The sequence below is a fragment of the Mesorhizobium sp. WSM1343 genome (genome assembly GCF_055901535.1).
This window is the reverse complement of the sequence record NZ_JBVVWZ010000002.1, coordinates 194127-216222: the sequence shown is the minus strand read 5'-3', so window position 1 is coordinate 216222 and position 22096 is coordinate 194127. Positions and strand designations below refer to the sequence as shown.

The 22096-nt window shown below is 59.1% G+C and carries 23 protein-coding genes and 1 pseudogene; 12 read left to right on the top strand and 12 right to left on the bottom strand.

The window, feature by feature from the left end; genetic code table 11:
- From AC0NIL_RS31565 to AC0NIL_RS31545, 5 genes are all read right to left on the bottom strand, one after another.
- Entirely contained in the window at positions 1-624 is a 624-nt protein-coding gene (locus AC0NIL_RS31565) for a hypothetical protein (RefSeq protein ID WP_013525082.1), read from the bottom strand.
- Positions 611-1858, bottom strand: a complete 1248-nt coding sequence (locus tag AC0NIL_RS31560; protein ID WP_024504648.1) for a hypothetical protein — start codon at positions 1856-1858, stop codon at positions 611-613. Before AC0NIL_RS31560 ends, AC0NIL_RS31565 begins: the two co-directional genes overlap by 14 nt.
- Positions 1855-2091: a hypothetical protein gene (locus AC0NIL_RS31555; protein ID WP_013525080.1), complete on the bottom strand. Its 237-nt coding sequence runs from the start codon at positions 2089-2091 to the stop codon at positions 1855-1857. Before AC0NIL_RS31555 ends, AC0NIL_RS31560 begins: the two co-directional genes overlap by 4 nt.
- A 388-nt stretch (positions 2092-2479) precedes the next feature.
- Positions 2480-3388: a lipid kinase gene (locus tag AC0NIL_RS31550; protein WP_013525079.1), complete on the bottom strand. Its 909-nt coding sequence runs from the start codon at positions 3386-3388 to the stop codon at positions 2480-2482.
- A 20-nt stretch (positions 3389-3408) separates the two neighbouring features.
- Positions 3409-3930, bottom strand: coding sequence for a hypothetical protein (locus tag AC0NIL_RS31545; RefSeq protein WP_156949288.1), 522 nt, complete (start codon positions 3928-3930; stop codon positions 3409-3411).
- A 297-nt stretch (positions 3931-4227) separates the two neighbouring features.
- On the opposite strand from AC0NIL_RS31545, the gene AC0NIL_RS31540 reads away from it, so the two are divergent.
- The 6 genes from AC0NIL_RS31540 to AC0NIL_RS31515 all read left to right on the top strand — a co-directional run bounded on the left by AC0NIL_RS31540 (position 4228) and on the right by AC0NIL_RS31515 (position 10636).
- Entirely contained in the window at positions 4228-4491 is a 264-nt protein-coding gene (locus AC0NIL_RS31540) for a hypothetical protein (RefSeq protein ID WP_013525078.1), read from the top strand.
- A gap of 346 nt (positions 4492-4837) precedes the next feature.
- The gene (gene eglC, locus AC0NIL_RS31535) at positions 4838-6229 is read left to right on the top strand and encodes an endo-1,3-1,4-beta-glycanase EglC (protein ID WP_027161848.1); all 1392 of its coding nucleotides are present in this window, start codon (positions 4838-4840) and stop codon (positions 6227-6229) included.
- 101 nt (positions 6230-6330) lie between these two features.
- Positions 6331-8076: a type I secretion system permease/ATPase gene (locus tag AC0NIL_RS31530; protein ID WP_063170807.1), complete on the top strand. Its 1746-nt coding sequence runs from the start codon at positions 6331-6333 to the stop codon at positions 8074-8076.
- Positions 8076-9386 (top strand): HlyD family type I secretion periplasmic adaptor subunit, encoded by a 1311-nt coding sequence (locus tag AC0NIL_RS31525; protein ID WP_013525075.1) that lies wholly within the window; start codon positions 8076-8078, stop codon positions 9384-9386. Before AC0NIL_RS31530 ends, AC0NIL_RS31525 begins: the two co-directional genes overlap by 1 nt.
- Before the next feature lie 417 nt (positions 9387-9803).
- Complete coding sequence (locus AC0NIL_RS31520; RefSeq protein ID WP_245265379.1) at positions 9804-10235, top strand: hypothetical protein; 432 nt, start codon at positions 9804-9806, stop codon at positions 10233-10235.
- An 83-nt stretch (positions 10236-10318) separates the two neighbouring features.
- Entirely contained in the window at positions 10319-10636 is a 318-nt protein-coding gene (locus AC0NIL_RS31515; protein ID WP_473573647.1) for a hypothetical protein, read from the top strand.
- 343 nt (positions 10637-10979) lie between these two features.
- Here AC0NIL_RS31515 and AC0NIL_RS31510 read toward each other — a convergent pair whose 3' ends face one another.
- From AC0NIL_RS31510 to AC0NIL_RS31500, 3 genes are all read right to left on the bottom strand, one after another.
- Positions 10980-11351 (bottom strand): nuclear transport factor 2 family protein, encoded by a 372-nt coding sequence (locus tag AC0NIL_RS31510; RefSeq protein WP_013525071.1) that lies wholly within the window; start codon positions 11349-11351, stop codon positions 10980-10982.
- A 107-nt stretch (positions 11352-11458) separates the two neighbouring features.
- Positions 11459-12073 (bottom strand): class I SAM-dependent methyltransferase, encoded by a 615-nt coding sequence (locus AC0NIL_RS31505; RefSeq protein ID WP_024504651.1) that lies wholly within the window; start codon positions 12071-12073, stop codon positions 11459-11461.
- 179 nt (positions 12074-12252) lie between these two features.
- Positions 12253-12567, bottom strand: coding sequence for a YMGG-like glycine zipper-containing protein (locus AC0NIL_RS31500; protein WP_013525070.1), 315 nt, complete (start codon positions 12565-12567; stop codon positions 12253-12255).
- 266 nt (positions 12568-12833) lie between these two features.
- On the opposite strand from AC0NIL_RS31500, the gene AC0NIL_RS31495 reads away from it, so the two are divergent.
- Together AC0NIL_RS31495 and AC0NIL_RS31490 are read left to right on the top strand one after the other, a co-directional pair.
- Complete coding sequence (locus AC0NIL_RS31495; protein ID WP_245467720.1) at positions 12834-13028, top strand: recombinase family protein; 195 nt, start codon at positions 12834-12836, stop codon at positions 13026-13028.
- A 369-nt stretch (positions 13029-13397) separates the two neighbouring features.
- Positions 13398-13583 carry a recombinase family protein gene (locus tag AC0NIL_RS31490; protein WP_245268667.1) on the top strand — a complete coding sequence of 62 codons (186 nt, stop codon included), beginning with the start codon at positions 13398-13400 and terminating at the stop codon, positions 13581-13583.
- Between the two features lie 34 nt (positions 13584-13617).
- Here the strand turns inward: AC0NIL_RS31490 and AC0NIL_RS31485 are convergent, their stop codons facing one another.
- Complete coding sequence (locus tag AC0NIL_RS31485; RefSeq protein ID WP_013525069.1) at positions 13618-14673, bottom strand: sensor histidine kinase; 1056 nt, start codon at positions 14671-14673, stop codon at positions 13618-13620.
- Positions 14670-16109: a DUF7125 family protein gene (locus tag AC0NIL_RS31480; RefSeq protein WP_013525068.1), complete on the bottom strand. Its 1440-nt coding sequence runs from the start codon at positions 16107-16109 to the stop codon at positions 14670-14672. The genes AC0NIL_RS31485 and AC0NIL_RS31480 overlap by 4 nt, the downstream gene beginning before the upstream one ends.
- A 256-nt stretch (positions 16110-16365) precedes the next feature.
- Here AC0NIL_RS31480 and AC0NIL_RS31475 point away from each other — a divergent pair, with 256 nt between their 5' ends.
- The 4 genes and pseudogenes from AC0NIL_RS31475 to AC0NIL_RS31460 all read left to right on the top strand — a co-directional run.
- Positions 16366-18282, top strand: a complete 1917-nt coding sequence (locus AC0NIL_RS31475; protein ID WP_164920093.1) for a hybrid sensor histidine kinase/response regulator — start codon at positions 16366-16368, stop codon at positions 18280-18282.
- Positions 18283-19007: 725 nt separating this feature from the next.
- Entirely contained in the window at positions 19008-19391 is a 384-nt protein-coding gene (locus AC0NIL_RS31470; RefSeq protein WP_224673134.1) for a hypothetical protein, read from the top strand.
- 42 nt (positions 19392-19433) lie between these two features.
- Positions 19434-19679, top strand: a complete 246-nt coding sequence (locus AC0NIL_RS31465) for a DUF6894 family protein (protein ID WP_013525065.1) — start codon at positions 19434-19436, stop codon at positions 19677-19679.
- A 393-nt stretch (positions 19680-20072) separates the two neighbouring features.
- Positions 20073-20408, top strand: a pseudogene (locus AC0NIL_RS31460) (Crp/Fnr family transcriptional regulator); the annotation flags it as partial.
- 476 nt (positions 20409-20884) lie between these two features.
- Here AC0NIL_RS31460 and AC0NIL_RS31455 read toward each other — a convergent pair.
- Together AC0NIL_RS31455 and AC0NIL_RS31450 are read right to left on the bottom strand one after the other, a co-directional pair.
- Entirely contained in the window at positions 20885-21112 is a 228-nt protein-coding gene (locus tag AC0NIL_RS31455) for a DUF6894 family protein (protein WP_013525064.1), read from the bottom strand.
- 9 nt (positions 21113-21121) lie between these two features.
- The gene (locus tag AC0NIL_RS31450) at positions 21122-21865 is read right to left on the bottom strand and encodes a Crp/Fnr family transcriptional regulator (protein WP_013525063.1); all 744 of its coding nucleotides are present in this window, start codon (positions 21863-21865) and stop codon (positions 21122-21124) included.
- Positions 21866-22096 lie beyond the last annotated feature (231 nt).

The window sequence follows — 22096 nt, the reverse complement described above, 5'->3', positions numbered from 1 at the left end:
TTAAACGGCGTCCAGTCGAAACGACACCAATTTGATGGAGCGTTTGTAAATGCTGCTGGCGGCCTTGCTGGGCGGGATCCCGTCGAGATAGTCAAACGTCATCTCGAACGTGCTGGCGTTCGAAAAAGCTGCGTGCGGAATGAAGAACGAGACGGTCATGGGTTGCTTGCCCGACAGCGTAACCTTATGCACGGATACGCCATGGACTGAGATAATCACCCTCTGGGTCATCTGTGGCGGACGAACGACAGCGGCCATTTGTAGCGTTGCCTTTAGGCCGTCGCGAAGCGGCGGTATCTGCAGGCGGAGCCGCGAGGTTTCACCCAGCGAATGCGTGCCGTCGGCTGCTGGCCCCGACCAGCCACAAACTTTCATGCCGGAAGCCCGTTTGGCGCCGTCGGACCGGAAGGACACTGTCTGGCCGAGTGAGTAGATGCCAACGGTATCGCGGTTGAGGCAGGTTGTCGTGCGGTCGATGTAATAGGCCCGATAGTCGGGGTGGACATTCGGATGGAGAGCCAGCGCAAGGATGAGGATTTCTGACACGGCCAAAGCCGCGGCGAGCGCGTAACACCCAAGCGAGATCGCGCGTGCGTAGGGGTTGCCGACGTCAGACCAAAGCAAGGTAGCCCCCAATCCATGCCACTGTCATGAAATAGCAGGCGACCAGAAAGAGAAACAAAGCGGCTATCCAGGTCAGTTTCGATGCCGACAGCAAGAACGCCATCAACAGTATCAGAGGCGCAAGCCCAATGACGTATCTGACCATGGAGGCCAGATTCGTAATCAATGGCACGACAATGCTGATCGCGCAAAAGATACCAGCGCCATATTGCTTGCGAGCCATCAGCACGACTGATAGCGCCAGCCCGGCGATTGCCGCGAGCGCACTCCATTGCGGCGCCGTGGGCAGCCACCCGGTCTTGGGAAACGCTGAGAGGCCGTCCCACAGAAACAGGATCGGGTTCCCAGCCACTCGTCCAAAGGCGCGTTGGACGTGCAGGAACGCAAAGCCGTCGCCGACAGTGACATACAAAAACAGGATGTAAGCGAACAAGCCGGCAGGCGAGATCAAGATAGCGACGAGCAGATCCGGCCGACCGAGCACCCAACGAGGAAAGGAGAGTGGTGAGCCGCCCCCTTTCCGATGCTGTTGGAACATTTCAATGACGGTCGCAAAGACGACAAGGACCCCAACAAGCCGCGTTGCCGAGAGGAGCGCTGACGAGATGCCAGCGGCGGGATAGCTGGAGCGTTTGAGTGCCAGGAAAACGCTCGAGGTCAGGAGCACGAAAAGAGGTTCGGAAAGGAAAGTGGTGAAGTGGAAGGAGAACGGGCCACTAAGCAAAAAAGCGCAGTACAGCACATAGGCCTGCATGTTCTTCTTCAGCAGCGGCCATGCCACCAGACATGCGGCGTAGCTGCATGCAAGTGAAGCGACGGTTGCGACCACTATCGTGGGGAAAGGAAAAATCGCTCGGATCACCGCTACCAGCAACGGGTAGAATGGAAAGAAGCCCCATCGTCCGACATTGCTTTGGTTCGGGATGGGAAAGCGCTCGTAGCCGCGTTCGGAAATATCCACATACCAGTGGCAATCCCATCGGCAGAGCGCACGAGCATAAGCCTCGAAGCCTGGCTCTGCCAATGTTGAAGCAACAGCGGCATAACGGATGGCAAGGCCAGTGAAACCGAACAGGAGCGGGACTGCCACCACCGCTGCCGCTACCATGTGGCGCCTGTTGATCCTCGGGCCGTAGTCGGGGAAAATCTCGAACTGCTCTGCGCCCTTCATCGACGGCGCATCGCCGGGGCTCTTGATGGCCGGGACGAGATTGTCAGTCCCGGATTTTCTCATCGCGAAGCACCGGCGCGGCGCGTTTCCATCCCCTGATGGGAGCCCGCTTCGACTGTGACCAAACCGCCGACCGTGGCCTTGCCAGCTTCATAGTCGACCGGCGTGGCGTGGCCCGGCGCCTTTGCCTTCTCCGGCGCGTTGCTTGCCCGACGGTCGTCGCGCAGTTCCAGATGAGTGACGCCGCCTGCCGTCACCTCGAGCCCAAAGTCGATGCCAGTCTGTCTCTGCGCCATGTGAGAGATTCTGGAGCGCGGCCGGCGGTCGTCAAGAGGTTGCTAATATTCGAACGGCAAAGGGCAACAATCCTTTGCCTGCATCACATATCAGTTCATTTTGAACCAGCCTTCGGGAACGCCTAAGGGCCGCGTTCGGCACCTTTGCCAAGGCGCGTTGTAACGAGCCGCAGCAACCGTTTGCATTCCGGCTCATGACGCAAAGCTCCGGCCAAGGACTCTTTTCAGGCCGGTCGTGCCAAGCGGCCACGGCCCCAAGTCGCGCATGTCGACCTGCTAGCAACAGACCAAGGAAATCATAATTTGTCGAGCTCGCCGCTTCTCGTATGGACCGGTCGTTGTCGCCGTTTTGATGACCTCGGGACGATCGTGGGGCCAAATTGCTTGCCTAGTGGAGGTCAGCGTCGTCGACGGGCGGAGGCGCGAAGACCGAGATCGCCTTTGGATGGACCTTGAAATGGGCTGGTGTCGAGGTGACGATCTCACCATCGGTGTTGACCGGCATCGGCTTCTCCGTCTCGATGTCGAACTCGACGCACCTAGCCGTGCGCACCTCTCGCCAGGCGCCATGCCTTCCAGACCGGAAGGAGCGGAGCATCAGCGCCAGCTTCCAGAGGTTCGTCATTTCCAAGCTATAAAGATCGAGATGTCCGTCATCGATCTCGGCCGTCTCTTCCACCACGTTGCCGCCGCCGTAATGGCGACCGTTTCCCACCGCAATCTGGTAGGTTTCGACGTCGGTCGACGCGCCTTTCTCAATAATCTTCGCGTGGAATCGCGTGGCCCGCGTCAACACTTTCACCGCCGCCAGCGCATAGCCGAGCCTGCCGAAACGCTTCTTCAAAGTGGGATCCAGACCCTTCGCCAATTCAGTGCTGAGTCCGATACTCGCAACGTTGAAGAAGGCATTGCCATTGACCGTGCCGATATCGATCTGCCGGAGTCGGCCCCGCACGATCACGTCAGCGGCCTGCAGAAGGTCCATAGGGATGTCGAGTGTGCGAGCGAGGTCATTAGCCGTTCCCATAGGAATAATGCCCATCGGCAGGCGGCTTTCCACTACAGCCATCGCCGCCGCCGACAACGAACCATCGCCACCGCACACGACCACAAGGTCCGCCGTTTGGCGCAAGCGAACGATGTCACGAGCGATCTCCGGCAACGCCTCGAACTTTTCGACAGTGACAGAAAGCCGGCCGCGCTCCAGCCGCTCCACAATCGGGGCGATCAGCTCCTGGCCGCGCCGCGCCTTTGGATTGAGGAGCAGCAATGCGCGCCTTTTGGCCAGTTTGCTCATTCAAAGATCGATCCGATGGTTCATAACGCATGCACACAAGGCGGCTGTTCATTCGACCGCAGCCGACGTTTTTGGCTCTCCGGACCTACCTCCACCGCGGTTGCGAACGGCGCAATTTTTTGACCTCCAGCGGCCCCTGGATCGCTATCCGAGTTCGTGGCCGTCACGCCGTGCACAACCGTCCTGGCAATTTCGCACAGGTTCTGGTGGTGCGTGAGATAGACCACTTGGCCAGCACATGCCATTCCCAAACAAGCTGAAACCTCCTCGGAGAGGACATGGTCGAAGGAATGATCATCGGCGCGCCTATTTATCGCGGAAGAGGTTGAAGCGCGGTCGATCGCATCGCGGATATATCCGGGGCGGATTTGCAGTCCGTCCTTCAGCGCGCCGCTTTGATGCTCCGGAACGTCGCCGGCGTCCCGCTGGAGCCTGAGACAGAAGATGCGCTCAAGCCCATTGCCGGAGAGATTTAAATCGGCAGCGCCAGATCGGCCTGGCTCTGTAAAATCTGGGAGCCGGTCGCGATTGGCCGGAACCAAACAGAACAGCCGTAATTATCAGCCGAGGGAAGCAACCGCATAGGAAGCGGAACGATGGCTGAAATTCTTGAAACTTGGCAGTTCAAGGTTGCGCTTCAAACGTGCTGAGAAATCGTTGAGGCGCGCAAAGGAAGAAACGGACAGGAAAAATGGCGTGGTGAATATCGCCCTGTGCTGCAGGGTCCGGGCAGCTCAACAGCGCGTGACGGAGGCCTCGGGAGCGCCAGACCAATATCTATACGCGGGCGGCCTCCAAATCACCCCCGAATGGACATGAAATGGCGAGGAGTTGCCGTCATGACAATACTGTTTGAGCCGCTGGACTCGGATTACCATAAGCGCAGCGTGCTTTACCACGCCACGCGGTTGTCGATGCTCCACGATCGAATGCTGATGCGTTTCGACAAGGTAGACGAAGCGGCCGATAAGGTTGAAGCCGCAGCGGCCGTGCTGGTCGATATCACCCACGGCTCTGCCCTTGACGCGTTCCAGAACTCGGTGTTGCGGAATTCGTCGGCAGATTTCCTTCAGATGGAAACGGGTCAGACCCTCGGCCTCTGATCTGCGAGGAATGGCCGCAAGCGTTCGGCGGCTAGGGGGAAGGTCCCGCATCCGCGCCCGATGGGCAGGGCTCTCGCGGGTGTCCCGCCAAACTTGCGATTCGGGTCCAAGGTTCCGCTCAGAAGCCTGCCACGTTTCGGCAGCATTCTCGTTGGTGCGCGCTCTTCGCCCAACCGGCCCCAGTCGCCCCACTTCACGCTCAAGCCAGCTTCGCCTGACGGACGCGTCCTGCCCCTCGGGCATTTACGTTTTGATAACCCTCCTGAGTTTGAAGACAAAACCTATCGGCTCCTTTTGCCTTGCATCGTGTTAGGGCTTGGAACAAACCAACGGAGCTGCAAGCAAAATGGCCGCCGTAACCAATGCCAAGGGCGTTCCGCTCCCCTATAGTGGGTCCTCCGCAAGGTGGTACTCGGCGACGAATTCGGGCCCGGCCCTCTACGGCAGCATCTACAACGATTCGCTGTATGGCGACGGCAGCGTCAGCGTTACGATGTATGGCGGCCAGGGCGACGATATCTACTACCTGTACTCCGCGAAAAACAAAGCGGCGGAGCTGCCCAACGAGGGCATCGATACGATCTCGACCTGGATGAGCTACAGGCTGCCGGCGAATTTTGAGAATCTGACGGTCACCGGCGATAAACAATATGCCTTCGGAAACGCATTGAACAATATCGTCGTCGGCGGTTCCGGCCAGCAGACGCTCGACGGCTTGAAGGGCGACGACGTTCTCAAGGGTGGCTCCGGCGCTGACATTTTCGTCGTCAAACCAGGCAATGGCAGCGACCTTATTCTCGACTTCGGCGCCGACGACACCGTGCGCGTCGGAGGCTACGGCTTCCTCTCTTTCGACCAGGTGCACGCCGCCATGGTGCAGTCGGGATCGAACGTCCGACTTACCCTGTCGCCAACCGAGTTTCTCGTCTTCGAGAACAAGACCATCGACCAGTTCAGCGCCAACCAGTTCGATCTCGCCCTGGACAAGTCGCATCTGACGCTCACCTTCTCGGACGAGTTCAATACGTTGAACCTGCACAGCGGTTCTAGCGGGACCTGGGATACGAACTTCTGGTGGGGTGCTCCGAACGGCAGCTCGCTCACCACCAACAGCGAGCTTCAGTGGTATATCGACACCAGCTACGCCCCCACGAGTTCGGTCAACCCGTTCAGCGTACAGGACGGTGTTCTCACCATTACGGCCGCCCGGGCTCCCGATGCGATCAAGCCCTACATAAACAACTATGATTACACGTCAGGTCTGCTGACGACCTACCATTCCTTCGCACAGACCTACGGCTATTTCGAAATTCGAGCCGACATGCCCGAAAAGCAGGGTGCATGGCCGGCCTTCTGGCTTCTTCCGGCGGATGGCTCCTGGCCGCCGGAACTGGACGCAGTGGAGATGATCGGCCAGGATCCCAACAAGCTCACCCTGACCAGCCACTCGAATGCCACGGGGTCGCATACAAAAGTGACCTCGACCGTATATGCAGCGGATACCGCAGGGTTCCACAAATATGGGGTGCTTTGGACCCCAAGCGAACTGGTCTGGTATTTCGACGATGTCGAAGTTGCCCGCGCACCAACGCCTGCCGACATGCACAAGCCAATGTATATGCTGGTCGACCAGGCTGTCGGCGGCATGGCGGGAGCGCCCGCCGACGGGCTTGCCACCCCTTCTGAAATGCACGTCGACTATGTTCATGCCTACGCGCTGAATGAATGGTTCATCTAGGTGCCATGCTGGAAGATGGAGTGAAACCGACATCCTTCACCAACTGGTCTCGAACGCGTTCATTGCCGCTTGCCGCCGCACTAGGCCCGAGGTGAAGGACGATGTCTCACTCCCGCCCTTCTGAGCCGCCGCGAACAACGCTCACGGCCGTATTGGCTTCCTTTCGGCGGGCATTCGCCGGCATCGCCTTGATGAGCGGGGTCGTCAATGTCCTGGCGCTGACCGGCTCGTTCTTCATGCTGCAGGTCTACGATCGCGTCATCCCCGGCCGCAGCGTGCCGACGCTTGTCGGCCTTTGCTTGTTTGCGGGCACGCTGTTCCTCTTCCAGGGCGTTCTTGAGCTGATCCGATCGCGGCTGCTGGTGCGTATCGGCATGGCGCTCGATGCGCGGCTCAGCGGGCAGGTCTACACCGCACTGATGCGTCTGCCGTTGCGCACGAAGCTTCCCGGCGATGGCTTGCAGTCATTGCGGGACCTCGATCAGGTCCGATCGTTCCTGTCGAGCGCTGGGCCGACCGCGCTGTTCGACCTGCCCTGGATGCCGCTTTATCTCGCAATCTGTTTCCTGTTCCATTTCTGGATCGGCATGACCGCGCTCTTGGGCGCCATCATTCTGTTTGCCCTGACCTTACTGGCGGAACTACGCACGAGGGAGACGGCGAAACGTGCTAACAGCCAGGCCGCTTCGCGCAACACGCTGGCGGAAGCGACACGCCGCAACGTCGAGGTGCTTCAGGCAATGGGTTTTGGCCCACGCATTGCCGATCGCTGGTCTGCCGTCAACGACGACTATCTCAAGACGAATGCCAAGGCGAGCGATTTGGCGGGGACGCTCGGAACGATTTCGAAAGTCGTGCGCATGATGCTTCAATCCGGCATCCTGGCGATCGGCGCCTGGCTCGTCATCCATCAGGAGGCAACAGGAGGCATCATGATTGCCAGCTCGATCATAATGAGCCGGGCGCTGGCACCGATTGAACTCGCGATCGTGCATTGGAAGAGCTTCGTCAGCGCCCGCCAGGCCGGGGCCCGCCTCACCCACCTTCTGGGGCTGCTGCCCGAGGCTGCAACAACTGTCTCGCTGCCGCCGCCGTCGTTTCGCCTCTCGGTAGAGCGCATCAGTGTGGCGCCGCCGGGCGAGCGCCGCCTTGTCGTCCAGGATGCGGGCTTCGTGCTGGAGAAGGGCGCCGGCCTCGGCATCATCGGTCCGAGCGCTTCGGGAAAATCCTCGCTCGTCAGAGCCATCGCCGGCGTCTGGCTGCCAGTGCGCGGTACCGTCAGGCTCGACGGTGCGACGCTCGACCAGTGGTCGTCGGAAGACCTAGGCAAGCATGTCGGTTATCTGCCGCAGGATGTCGAGCTGTTCGACGGCACCATTGCCGAGAACATAGCTCGCTTCGAACCCCGGCCCCCCTCGGACAAAATACTGACCGCTGCGCGCGCCGCCGGTGTTCATGATCTGGTGGTTCACCTGCCTGAAGGTTATGAAACGCGCATTGGCGAGGCCGGGTCGGCGCTTTCGGCGGGCCAGCGACAGAGGGTCGCTTTGGCGCGTGCTCTCTATGGCGATCCGTTTCTTGTCATACTCGACGAGCCGAATTCCAATCTCGATGCCGATGGCGAAGCCGCCTTGACGGCGGCGATCCAAGGCGTGCGCGACAGAGGCGGCATGGCCATCGTGGTGGCGCATCGCCCGAGTGCATTGCAAAGTCTTGACCAGATCCTTGTCATGACGAACGGCAGCATTCAGGCCTTTGGCCCGAAGAATGAGATCATGACCAATGTGACCCGTCCCATCAGCGTTCCGTTGAAAGTTGTCCCAAGTCCTGAAGAGGCGGCGCTCTGATGCCGGAGAGGGCGACATCGGTGATCGACCGGGCCATTCGACGTTATCTGCTTGGCGGCATTGCGACCTCCATCCTACTGGTCGGTGGAGCGGGCAGCCTTGCCGCCGTGATCGACCTCTCTGGCGCGGTCATTGGATCGGGAAAGCTGGTTGTCGATTCCAGCGTCAAAAAGGTGCAGCATCCGACGGGCGGCGTGGTCGGCCAAATCTTCGTGCGCGAAGGCGATGCCGTGCAAGCGGGACAGGTTCTGATTCATCTGGATGAAACCGTCACCCGCGCCAATCTGGCCATTGTCACCAAGAGCGCGGATGAACTCGATGCCCGCCTGGCACGTCTCAAGGCCGAGCGCGATGGTGCGGACGCCATCGGTTTTCCGCCGTCGCTGATGTCTCGGCGGGACGATCCGGATGTCAGCGGAACAATGGCCGGAGAGCAGTCGCTCTTCGAGTTCCGCCGGCAGGCACGCGCTGGCCAGAAGGCGCAGTTGGCGGAACGTATCTCCCAGCTCGCCGAAGAAGTCTCCGGCCTGACCGAGCAAAAGGACGCCAAGAGCCAGGAAATCAAGCTGATCGGAACCGAGCTCGCGGGCATGCGCACATTATGGGAGCGCAAGCTGGTCTCGATCGATCGCATCACCGCGCTCGAGCGCGAGGCCGTGCGGCTGGAGGCTGAACACGGGCAGTTGATCGCGGCGATAGCGCAGTCGAAAGGTCACACGTCGGAAATCCGCCTGCAGATCATCCAGATCGATCAGGATCTGCGCAGCGAAGTCGCCACGGAGCTGCGTGAGGTCCAGGCAAAACTCTCGGAGCTAGTCGAACGCAAGGTATCGGCCGAGGACCAGCTCAAGCGCATCGACATTCGAAGCCCGCAGGCCGGCGTCGTCCTTCAGCTTGCCGTACATACGATTGGGGGTGTCATCACTGCGGGCGAACCGGTCATGCTCATCGTGCCGGTCGCGGACCGACTGACCGTCGAAGCCCGTGTCGCTCCACAGGACATCGATCAGCTGAAACAGGGGCAGGAGGCGACGCTGCGGCTTTCGGCCTTCAATCAGCGGACCACGCCTGAACTCAACGGAAGCGTCAGCAAGATCTCCGCCGATCTCAGCACCGACGAGCGCACCGGCGCCGGTTATTACACCGTGCATATCGTTTTGCCGCGCACGGAACTTGCCAGACTCAAAAGACTGACCCTGGCGCCCGGCATGCCGGTCGAGGTGTTCTTCACGACCAGCAGCCGCACGATGCTGTCCTATCTCGTCAAGCCCCTGGCCGATCAGATTCAGCGAGCATTCCGGGAGGAGTGAAGCGCGCCTGGGCTGCAGCGACCGGCCGCTTCCCGCCGCGAGCATTCATCGGCTGGGAAATTGGCAGAATGCTGCTTTCGGTTTATTGATCCTCGACGACTCCCTGCTGGCCTCGATCCACTGGCCGCCTCCGAGGTAAAAGGCATGGGGACGTCGAACGCGGGCACGTTGGCTTCAATGCTCAACCGGCCTAGGGGTTAAGGACCGAGTGGAGCCGCGCCTTGAGGGTGGCTGCAGCATGCCAGGACATAGCCGACCGAGTTCTGCCGCGTCCGGCATGGCCAAAAATAGGAATTGACCCCTCGCCCGAGTCAATTCTTGCTTGACATTTATGTTCCCGTTCTGTTCACTTCCCGAGCCTGCCGGAAAGGCCAACTGCCATGCTCATGCCGATCATCACGTAAGGCGCTCAAAGGGATGAACCTGCTCAACGGCGAACTTAGGAGCGACTTGATGTGCTCCCTCCATCACGCGTGCGACACGCTAGGAGGAACCGCGATGGGAACGATGTACTTCGATGCCGAGGTCAAAGCCGAGTTGCACTCTGAAGCCGTGAAGCTTGTCGCCCGCTACGAAAGCCCGCTTGAGACCGTGAAGGCGCTGATGGCCTACAACCGCGAGCCAGAGACTCAGATACTCGCCATAGCCCAGGCATCCGGGGATAGGTTCCATTGGCTACGACGATACGCCCCCTGTTGTAGGATGACCGGCGTGGACATTGCGAAGTCCCGCCCTACGGCTAGGATAGCGCGGATGAACGGAACGACCTCCGAGGCAGCTTGTGCTGACGCACTCGCGGCGCTCCGCACGGCAGGGCGAGGCCGGGAAACGAAGTTGCCCATAAACTGATCGGAGGAGACTTGGTATTGCGACCCCTCGCGCGACCTCGGCAGGTTGAATCGTTCCCGGCGTGACAGGAGAGCTTTTTAGCCATGCATGAACTCGTCGCTTTCATTCAAAGCAACTCTGCGCTGGTGGCGGCTAACCCGCTGGCCTTTGCTACGTCTGCCGTGTTGTTCGGCGGCAGCGGATTTGCCGTGGGGCGCTATTTCCTTGCGGAGCGCATTGCCAATCTGGAAAGCCGGATTGCGAGGCGCGACGAGGAGATCACGGACCTGAAGGCCAAGCAGAAAGCACCGGAGCCGGAAGGCCCTGTGCCTCTTTTCGAGATGACAGAGATGCTTCCACCCGCGCCGCTCAACTTCAACCGTCTGTTGGTCCAGCGGAAAAACACCCTCCAGGTTGAATAGTTCACTCTCCCAACAGAAAGCACCAGGCTGATCGTGGTCACGGCCTTCCACCGTCATGAGACCGGCGACCTGCAAACCGGCAAGCATGCTGGCCTCATTGCGTGGTCGCGCGAGGGTAACCCTTCGGTGGCTTATGGCGAGCCGACGACTCTGTTTGCGGGTGGCGACGTGCCGGACATGGAATAGCTGGACGTGGTTTCATCCTTGGCAGCTACTTTGAATGCGTTCCGGAATTCTGAGGTTGGCATTTCGTCGGCGAGTGCAGCGATGCAAACGCGCATCGCGTAATCCACCTGTTTTGGAATGCGGGACAACGAAAAGATCCGACAGGAATGCCAACCCCCTACTCCACGATCTTCCAGTATGAGTCCTTGCGGATCACCTTTCCGTCACGAAATGTGTAGAAATCGCAACCTCGAACTTCCTTTTTGACGCCCTCGCGGGTGGTGCCGGTGAGGGTCCATTTCGACATGCCGGTGTTGGCAGCCTCGTCCGCAAAGTGCTGTCCACTGCCGTAATGCACATCGGGCAAACCCTCAAAGCGTGTCGCTAGCGCGTCTCGTACGCTGCGCTTGCCCTCGCAGCGCGTTCCCCAAGGCTCGGCCCCCCTTGGCATCTCCAGAACGCAGTCGTCGGCAAAGAACGCCATGATGCGGTCCAGATCGTGCGCATTGAAGGCCTCGCAAAGCTCCGTCAATGTGGCTCGAATGTCCATTCGCGAACGGCTCCTCGGATTTCGAAGTAGGTCACTGGCGGCGGATCCGGTCAAGTGTCCAGCCAGACACCCTGGCTATGACCGGGATGGAGCGCGGCTTCCGCCACTCACCCCTTCTTAGCGAACGCCCAGACCATCAGCGGGTATTCCTCGTCGTTACTGAGATCCCGCCACAGGCCGTAGGCGCGAACAGGGCCACCGATATGGGCCCTGGCGCAGGCCTTGTTGCCCCAGCCGTGGACCTTGACGTTGGCTTCGGGGAAGCCGCCGTCCACCATCAGCTGCTTGAGTCCGGCGGGCGTCCATCTGTTGTAGTCGTGCGGTCTGGCGTGCACGCGAAACAGGAAGGGCGTTGCCACCATCGCCCAACCGCCGGGTCGGGTCATGGCGTGGATGTTCCGCACCGCCGCCTGCGGACGCTGCACGTGTTCCAGCACCTGGTCGGCGATGACGATCGAATACTGCTCATCGGTGCGGTCGTTGCAGATGTCGAAGGCGGGGAAGTCGACAGAGCGGTAGTTGGAGCACATCGTGCGCCAATAGCGGTTCCAGCCGGGCGAGATCTCGATCACGTCGGAGGATTTACGGTTGCTGGCTTCGAGAAAGAGGCTGAAAGCCTCGATCTGGCGGATACGCAGCCAGTTGCGGGAATCATAGCCAAGCAGCCGCTTGGCTGCCTGTTTGCCACGGCTCTTCAGGGTGCCGGCAAGGCTCTCAGTCATCACGACCTCCAGAGACCCGCCGTCCTTGCTGGTAGCACTATGTTATGGGCAAAAGATGACAACGCAGCGCCGCCGCCGGCGGCGCGATCAGAAACAATGTACCAGCAGGGCCACCGCCCCACAGTGGAGCTTCCGTTCCCATTTCCCACTCAGACAACGGATGAGCAGACTAACCCTGCTTAATAATCGCCGTTGTAGTACCTGTCGTCGCACGGCGCCGTGTAGATGCGGCCGCGGCGGTCCTGGTAGCGGCACATCTGTTCGCCGCGACGCTGCGGCGTAGTGGCCGAGCCGACGACGGCGCCGAGCAGGGCGCCGCCGGCAGCGCCGATGAGCGTGCTTTCGGTGTTGCCGCCGATGGCCTGACCGACGAGGGCGCCGCCAGCGCCGCCGATCAGAGCGCCAGTTCCGGCCCGCTGCTGGCCTTCGGTCTGCGCGCACCCGGCCAGTGCCGCGGTCATCAGCACGGCGGCTATGACTTTGTGAACGTTCATGTAAGGTCTCCCTTGAAGGCCTGATATCCCTATGGCTTGCCACCTGCGGCTGCAATGCGGCGGAACGGGGGCACGAGCCGTCACGATAAAAGACATGGTTTCTCGGGTGTTGATAGAAGCCTGCCTGCTATTTTCCGCGCTTCTCGTTTTATGGCGACAAGTCCCATTCGGTACAAAGTGTCGATCATTGTGTAACGAGATTGAAGCCTCATACCGCTAGGATCGTCCGGTTCAAGCGGACGTTCAATCTGCCTTCCAGGCGCTAAATGATGGAACAGGCGCACACGGTCCGTCGACCTGCTGAGAACGCACAGCGCGTGCGCGCAGCTCAATACCTGCGAATGTCCACCGACCACCAGAGCTATTCGATCGACAATCAGAAGGATGCAATCCGTGAATTCGCGGATGCGATGAACTACGACACCGTGGCCACATACGAGGACGCCGGTCGCAGCGCTTGAACCTCGAAGCAAAGGCTGTTGGCGGATGTCGAAACGAAGAACGCGGATTTCGAATCGTCATCGTCTACGATGTGAGCCGCTGGGGGCGATTCCCGAACCCCGATGAGAGTGCGTCGTACGAGTATCGGTGTCGTGTTGCCGGCGTTGAATTGAATATTTTGGCGAACAGTTCGCAAACGATGGCAGCATCGGATCAGACCTGCTCAAGGCGATAAAGCGCACGATAGCGTGCCGAGCACAGCCGGGTGTTGTCGGTCAAGGTGTTTGCCGGCCAGTGCAGGCTCGTTCGAATGGTGACACCGGCAGGGAGGGTCGGCCGGCCTGGGCCTGAGGCGCCGGTTCATCGACCAGCTTGGGCGCACAAAGACCATGCTCGCTCTCAAAGAGTACAAGGGCCTCCAGACGGATCGGGGCATCCTCGTGCCTGGACCACCTGATGAAATTGCGACGGTGCGCTGGATCTACCATGAATACGCGAAGGCTGGTCGGACCGAGCTTCAGATTGCGCGGTCGTTGAATGCCAAGGGAGTGGTCACCGGTCTCAACCGACCTTAGAATTTCCGCTGCCCAAATTGTAGCGCTGCCGCGATCAGCCTAGCCGTTCATCGGGTGCAAGGCGGGACAGTAGGCCGCGAATAGAGAAACGCAGGCCATCCGACGCGAAAACAAGATCTGGAGCCTCTCCAAATAGGCTGGTCAATGCGGCGCGCATATAGCGTGTTCCATACCCTACTCGCGAGGGTTGAACTACCGACGGTCCTCCTGATTCGATCCATCTCAGCGTCAGCACTGGTTCCGAACTCGCCGTTATATTCCATTCCAATCGTATCCTGCCTTCGGGGCGGGACAAGCCGCCATATTTAATGGCGTTTGTTGCTAGTTCATGAAGCGAGAGGGCGAGAGTTGTACCGGCATCGCGCGAAAGCAGCACCTCGGGTCCGTCGATCGTGATGGCAGTTTGTTGCTTGGAAAGGTATGGCGCGAGGACCGATTTTGCGACATCCGTTAAGGCCACGGTCTCGCCACCGGCAGCAAAAACTGCAGAATGAACATCCGACAAGGCTCTCAATCGCCCTTTGAAGTCTTCTGCAAGCCCTTCTGCCGAGATCGCACCGCGCCTGGTCATATCGAAGATGGATATGACGGTCGCCAGGATGTTTTTCACTCGATGATTTAGCTCAAGGCGGAGTTCCGTCTCCCGCTCAAGATAGTCACGCACGTCGCGCTGGCGAATTCTGGTGAGGAGTGCCGACTGGATTCCGCTTATCAGTTCGAGCGCAGCCACTGGACGCTGATAGTATATCTGGCGCGAACGTGGCCAGGCAGCACTCAGCGCCGCTTGGATGCGTGACTGCTGTGCCCCACGGTCCAACAAAACAACGATTGGAATTTCCGACCAATTGGGCTGCGCCTGAAGGAAACCTTCAACTGTTGCGATCGCCTGAGGATTCAAGGCTTCGTGGGTGACAACCAGCACTCCAGGGGACAGTGCAAGCAATCCCTCTAAGTCCTCGGGGCTCGCCGCTCGAGCCCGTAAACCACGTTCCTGAAGCAGGGAGGCGGTGTAACCAGCATCCTTGCGGTAAGGCGCCAAAATGAGCACCCAATCCAGTGTTCCCAGCCCGTTTCGCTCGACGTCGCTCACGTCTCGGGCAGAGGATTGTAGGCAACCACGGAAACGCCGGAACTCGCGATGAACAGTTCCCGGACATCGAGATCGTGGGGACCGTGGCGTTTCTTGACGACCGTGATATTGCGCCTAAGGCGGCCTTCATGCTCGGACATGCGCAGCAGAAGCACGGTGTCGCCGAGAAAACTGACGTCCACGTCGATCCCAACATTCTGCCCGAGCAAACCATGCTGGGCGACAATGAGCATGGTTAGCACGTCAGCGCGAGCGAGATGTTTCAGGAGAGACTGGATGTCCAGCACCGCCTTTTCCCGGTGGGGAAGAGAATTCAGATAGCCGGTGAAGCTGTCAATCACGACTACCCGGGTATTGTTGCGACTGACGACTTGCTGCACAATCTGGCCGAACTCTCCGGGCGAGATTTCGTTTGGACTAAAATCGTAGATGACGAGTTGGCCGTCCTTGTAGAACTGCCGAAGATCCATCCCAAGGCCTTCGGACCGGCGAAAGAAAGTCTCCAGCCGCTCCTCAAACAGGAACAGGGCCACGCTCTCGCTCCGTTGAAGCGCGGCAGTGGCGTAAAGCGACGACATCGTCGACTTGCCTGTCCCCGACTGACCAATCACGAGCGTTATGGTTCCCGATTCCTGGCCGCCGCCGAACATCTCGTCGAGAGCGGCTACCCCTGATTTGATCAGTTGCGGCTTGGTCACTTCGGCAGGCGACCCGGGCACAATCCTCGGAAACACCACAACGCCTTCACCCTCGCGAATAGCCATATCGTGATAACCGTCTGCAAACGGCACGCCGCGCATTTTGCTGACTTCAACACGCCGGCGCACGCCGCCGTAATCCTCGAGAGATTTATCAAGCCGGATCACGCCGTGGGCAATGCCCTCGATTTCCTCGCCATTGTGATCGCCTCCGCTGGTCTGGGTGTCGAGCAACACCGCCACAATGCCCCGCTTGGCCAGGAAGGCCTTGAAACCAATCAGCTCGCGCCGGAACCTCGGTGTGTCGCCGGTAATCAGCCGGATCTCGAGCAGCGAGTCATAAACAAGCCTGTGTGGCTTGTGTTCTTCAATCGCGCGTTCAATCGCCTTGCGCGTCTCATCCAATCGAAGGTCCGCAGTCTGGAAAATCGTCTGATCGGCCGCTCCGCTCAGGGTCTCCGAAGCGGACAATTCCTCAACGCGGATGCCATCAAGCGTCCAGCCGTGTGAGGACGCAATCGCTTGCAGTTCGGCGGCGGTTTGCGAAAGGCTGACATAGATGCAGCGTTCACCGGCTGCCACACCAGCGCGCAGGAATTGCAACGCCGCCGTCGTCTTGCCTGCGCCTGGATCGCCTTGCACGATATAGAAATTTGAAGCGGGCAATCCACCGCGAAGAATTTCGTCCAAGCCGGCAATGCCGGAACTTACAACGGGCTGCTTCTTTCGCTCGGTCATTCCGCCATCGTCTCCAAACAGGAATCGCAAGCCGCCAGTATCACAGGTTCGAAGTAGAACTGGGTGGAGCGATCGGCGGCCCGGCCCGGTATCTGAAATTCCAATTTCTGTAATGGCCGCGCCCCCGTCAGGCAAGTAGCTCGTTGCAGGCCACGGCAGTCACGGCCTGTGCCACAGCGCGCACGCCTTCCCATCGTCTGTGGAACCATCCAAGACGCCAGCAGTTTCACAGAGTTAACAAATGAACGGATGGGGTATGATTCAAGGAACCGTCGATAAAGCCGATGAGGATCGCTACCGCGTTCTCGTCGAGGCCGTTACTGATTATGCGATCTATATGTTGGACCGTTCGGGAACCGTGACGAGTTGGAACGCGGGGGCCGAGCGGTTCAAAGGCTATTCCGCCAGCGAGATCATCGGTCAGCATTTCTCGTGCTTCTACACGGAGGAGGATCGCGAAGCTGGTCTTCCATCGCGGACTCTGGAGACAGCAGTCCGCGATGGCAAATTTGTGACCGAGGGCTGGAGGGTTCGTCGCGACGGGACTCCTTTCTGGGCTCACGTTGTGGTGGATCCTATACTCGATCCAAGCGGCCAACTAACCGGCTTCGCCAAAGTCACCCGTGATCTTACCGAGCGCAAGAAAGCGGAGGAGGAAATCCGGAAAAATCAGGAGCAGTTCCAGCGTCTGGTTCAGGGCGTGACGGACTACGCGATCTACATGCTTGATCCTGAAGGCGTAATCACGAGCTGGAACTCGGGTGCAGAACGCATCAAAGGTTACTCGGCCGACGAAATAATCGGCAAGCACTTTTCTCAATTCTACACGCCCGAGGATCGCGAGCGAGGCAGTCCGCAAAGTGCCCTGGAGATCGCCGCCCGTGAAGGGCGAGTTGAGCGCGAAGGCTGGCGTATACGCAAAGACGGCACTGCGTTCTGGTCCCACGTGGTCATCGACGCCATTCGGCACGAGGATGGCGAACTCCTGGGGTTCGCGAAGATCACACGCGACATTACGGAGCGGAAGAAGGCGCAGGAGTCTTTGGATCAGGCACGTGAGGCCCTTTTCCACTCCCAAAAAATGGATGCGATCGGCAAACTGACGGGCGGCGTCGCTCACGATTTCAACAATTTGCTGATGGCGATTCTGGGTAGTCTTGAGCTGCTCCGCAAACGGCTTCCCGACGATCCACAATTGCTGCGTCTTCTCGACAACGCGGTGCTCGGCGCGCGACGGGGAGCGTCCTTGACGCAGCGCATGCTGGCCTTTGCCCGGCGGCAGCAACTCGATCCAAAGCCTGTCGATTTGATAGGGCTCATACACGGAATGAAGGATCTCTTGGAACGATCGCTGGGCTCAAGGGCGATCATAGAGACGAAATTTCCGCTCTCGCTTGATCGTGTGATGGTTGATGAAAGTCAAATCGAACTCGCATTGCTCAATCTGTGCGTCAATGCCAGGGACGCGATGCCTGGCGGCGGAACGATCGTCATCTCCACTCGGATGGAACAGGTCGGCGAAAGCAAAGAGGCTGGCTTGGCCCCGGGCCCCTACGTCTGCCTCTCGGTAGCAGACGCTGGCGAAGGAATGGACGAAGAAACGCTGGCTCGGGCGACGGAACCGTTTTTCACCACAAAAGGCGTTGGCAAAGGTACGGGTCTCGGTCTGTCTATGGTCCATGGGATGACAGAACAAATGGGCGGGCGCCTGACGCTTAGGAGCCGCAAGGGAGCAGGAACGACGGCGGAACTGTGGCTGCCGGTGGCCATCGCGAGCTCGGAAGTCGCGCGCGGGCCGGATGTTCTTGCCGAGGAAGCCATTGAGACGGCGTCGCTGCGGATTCTGGCAGTGGATGACGATGCGCTGGTCCTTTTGAATACCGCGGCAATGCTCGAGGATCTCGGCCATACTGTCGCGGAGGCGCATTCTGCGGCGGCAGCCCTCAGGTTGCTGGAGGAGCAGCCGTTCGACCTCGTCATAACGGATCATGCTATGCCGAAAATGACGGGCCTGCAGCTATCGAATACGATCAAAGGCCAGTGGCCGAACGTACCCGTCATTATAGCAACGGGCTACGCCGAACTCCCGGGGACTCGCGACACCAAAATTCTCAGCAAGCCGTTTACTGAAGAAGAATTGGCGAACGCAATAGCAGCCGCTAATGTCGCGTAGGGTCGCCTTAGAGACCACCCCCTCTGAGTTCCTTGATGCGTCAAGCTGGGACAAGACCCTCCAATATTTCTCTCTGAGTGTACTTGCGAAGCGGCAACCTGCTCGGCGGTCAGAAGGGAGTTTTCTATGGAAAGTGTACGTTCAAGCAGCCGAATCGTGCGAGAGGACGACTTCGTTCTTCGAAAGATCGCTCTGGTCGCCTGCCCTACCAGCCTATGCCGCACTTAGCTCCCGGATCTAACTGTTTGCAAGGATTGGGAACCGCGAGGCGCGCAGTCGCGCAGTCAAGCAGGAGTGCGGACAGGCCTACCCAGCAGCGAAACAGAAAAGCGCTGGCGCTGGGTCTTCACCGGGGTTAAGGGCCATGTACGAGCTACCCTGCATGTCCGATTTTCAGCCTGCGCTAATATTGTAAATGAATGGTGAACTGTGCGCACCGACTTCTCCGGGTCTTGCGTTTGGCGTCACTGTGGTTCCCGAAGGGCCGATATACTCCACCAGCGCGAGGCATGACCGCTCAGATTCTGTTGGTCGGCGCCAAGGTTCGCGCACCTCTGCGCCGGCCGCCACGGCACTTTGAGGTGAAATGCCGCTCACCGGAGCTAAAACCCAGCAATTGGCCGACAATCGCCGAATAGCCGATTGGTTGAAAACGTACAGCGAATCCGTTGGGGTTATGCTGGACAACAGGGTAAACAATTCCTTTCGCTGGAAGGGAGGCCGCGATGGTTCGAACGCATTTAGAAGTTGCACAAGCCGTAATCGCAACCGGCTATCTTGTTCGGCATAATTCCATGATCGGAACTGCCAAGTTTCGCCAAGACGTGGATCGTTCAAGGCGCGCAATCGAGACATCGCGCGAACTGCTCAAACGCCTTCGCCAACGTCACCACGATGACATGGCGCGAGGGTGGGAAGATCCGGGCGTGGCAAGCGTCGCCGTCTCCGCCTTTGACGCCGACATTCTCCGCTCGGCATTCCGAGAGTTGGTCAGGCAAACGGGTGTGCCTGAGTATCAATGGCGTGATCTGGCCACGAGCCTGGTACATGAATTCACCGGGTGCGAGCAGATGGAAACTGGCCTGGTGGATTGGATCACCAGCAAGTAGCGCTACAAGGAAACCTTTTTGGGGATTCGGAATTAGGGTCGCATGGCCCGCTTCTTCTTTGATTTAACCGACGATGGCGAAGTCTTTCCCGATCCTGAAGGAACCGAAATTGCGAGCCGGGAAGCCGCTGAAGATGAGGCAGCAAGAGCGTTGCTTGAAATGGCCAAAGACCGGATGCCGGACGGCACTTTCAGAGAGGTTGCCATCCATGTCCGCGATCACACCAGCAAGCTCCTATTCACCGTGAAGGTCACGGTCGACTTGGTGCGTGAGCCGCCCGATAGATGAAGACGCGGCCCTAGCTATTCATTATGGCTGCGCACCAACGCCAGCGGCATGCGGTCGCTGAGGCTGACATCATCCTTTCCGAACATCACGTCAACGCGCCGCATTATTGCTGAGTCCCACTAGCTGCTACAGCGGCTAGTCGAGAAGGCAGGCGCTATCCAGCCCTAAGGGGAGAGCTGGTTCCTTATTCCACCGGATAATGTCGACATCCTTGCAAGATGCACATCATGCCCGCTTTTGCCTCGATCAGGAAATAGTCAGATTCGTACGGAGCAGAGTCTGTACGATTCCAACCCTTTAACTTTGTACACCCCTGATTTGTAATTGGGCGGCCGAGGGGCCGCCGTGCATCAGGTTGCATTTCACTGTCAATCGCGCGCCAGAGGGCGTATCCTGTTGGGCTATGTCCACTACTTCCACATCCAGACCAGCTATACGGCCCTGATCAACGCAAAATCAAACCTTGAAGAGCGGTTGGCGCGCTGGCTCCTAATGTGTGACGATCGGGTCCACGGCGAGCGCCTTGCGATCACCCATGAGTTTCTTGCCGTCATGCTTGGAGCAAGACGCCCAGGCGTTACCGTTGGGCTGCAAGTGCTGGAAGGACGTGGTTTCATCTATTCTCGACGTGGCGAAGTGCACATCAGGGACCGCAGCGGACTTGCGGCCTGCGCAAACGGCACCTACGGCAAGCCAGAAGCCGATTACGTTCGGCTAGTTCGATTATAGCGCTCTAAGTTCGATTATAGCGCTCCAAGCATGCCGGACGTAGACCGCAGTGATCCAAGCACCTGCGCCTCGCGCCAGCAATACAGCCCGTCCCGCCCACATTGCCGGTGACACGAAACGGCTGCGGAAGCCGCGATGCGACCCGATTGCAATCCAACCCTGGGCGCGCACGGATGTTCCGGTCTTAACACTTTCTTGCCCAAAGAACAGCCTCGCGCAGGCCAGGCCCATGCAAGACGCGCGTCTACTCGTGATCGAGGTCTTCTGGGCGCTGAGACCGCGCACCACCATGAGTCCCGCGCGACCCGCCGATTAGCCTTCCTCGGCGCTATTGACGTTCGCAAACCGACCGGCTCATTGGTTGCGGCACAACGGTCCCGGCGGTCTGTCGTAAGGCCCCGCCGATGCGTACGGCGGGTTCGCACGCTGGAGCCCCTGCGCGGCTACACAGCGAAACCGGGTAAGCTCAAAGCCACTCAGCTTCCCTGAAGGGTGATGCTCAAGCTCAGCAGCCTTTCACCAGCCTCGTCCCTGACATAGATCGCCAATTGCTGCCCATCGGGGTCCTTGAAGAATTCAAGCGCCAAATCTCTGAGCCCGTCCATGCCCTCTCGGCATGCTTCCTCGATCCCATCACATTCGATCCCCTCATCGTCTTTTATGAGCTCGTCGCGGACACTGCTGTCAAAGAAATATCTCGCCATGGAACACCTCTATTGGCGCAACACGTCAGCGGCCCTTTGGTGCAGATACATCCCATCAAAATCCCCGGCGCGAACGAGCCCTGACCAGTCGGTTGCATGAAAATGCGAGCCCACGGTGGATATCAGGCCGTCGCGTCTAAGATCCTGAAGAACTCGGTTCACGTGTACGGTGGAAAGGCCGAGCGCATCACCGAGCGCAGCCTGCGTTATCGGAAGGCGGGCCACATGATCTTCTATGCGGCCGACTGCGCGGAGGCGGACAATAAGTTCGCACAAAATATGAGCCATGCGAGTATAGGCGTCGCGTCTTCCGACGTTGGTGACCCACTCTCGATAGATCGCCGCATCGACAAGCGTCGAGCGCCAAAACACTGTGGTTATCGAAGGGTGCTGGTCGCAAATAGAGCGAAGAGCGTCGTGCCGCATGAAGCCCACCCGAGAGGGCATTAGAGCCGTAAAGGTGCAATCCATGACCGACAGATGCAGTCCATGAAGGTCGGGAATGTCGCCGGGAACAAAAAAGGAGGTGATTTGGCGTTTGCCGTCGCCTGTCATTTTGGTCGAGCCTATCATGCCGTCAAGAACAACAAACGAAAGCGTCGGCTGGTCGCCATCGCGCAGAATGTCTGCGTTGGCCTGATATTGCTTCTCCTCAATCCGGGCATTTCCCAAAATTGCAATATCTGGTTCTGCGAGTTCCGAGATGGTCTGGAGCTTGCGGATCAAAATGTTCGAGGAAGGAACCTGCGCCATGAAGAACCTGTTGGGGTTGGCGCCCAACTTACAGCGGGCGCTAATGTTCCGCCGCGCTGCCCAGAGCAGACGGCCCGTGGCCAGCCAGCGCGACCGACCTGCTTTCTTGCCAGCGTCGAGACGTCACTATCATAGTTGATTGTGGCTGCCGCTGACCTTGCGTAAGGGACATCCATCGCAATCGTCTAACAAGGAAATGGTATGTTGTATCCGGGCCGATTTTTGGAGCCG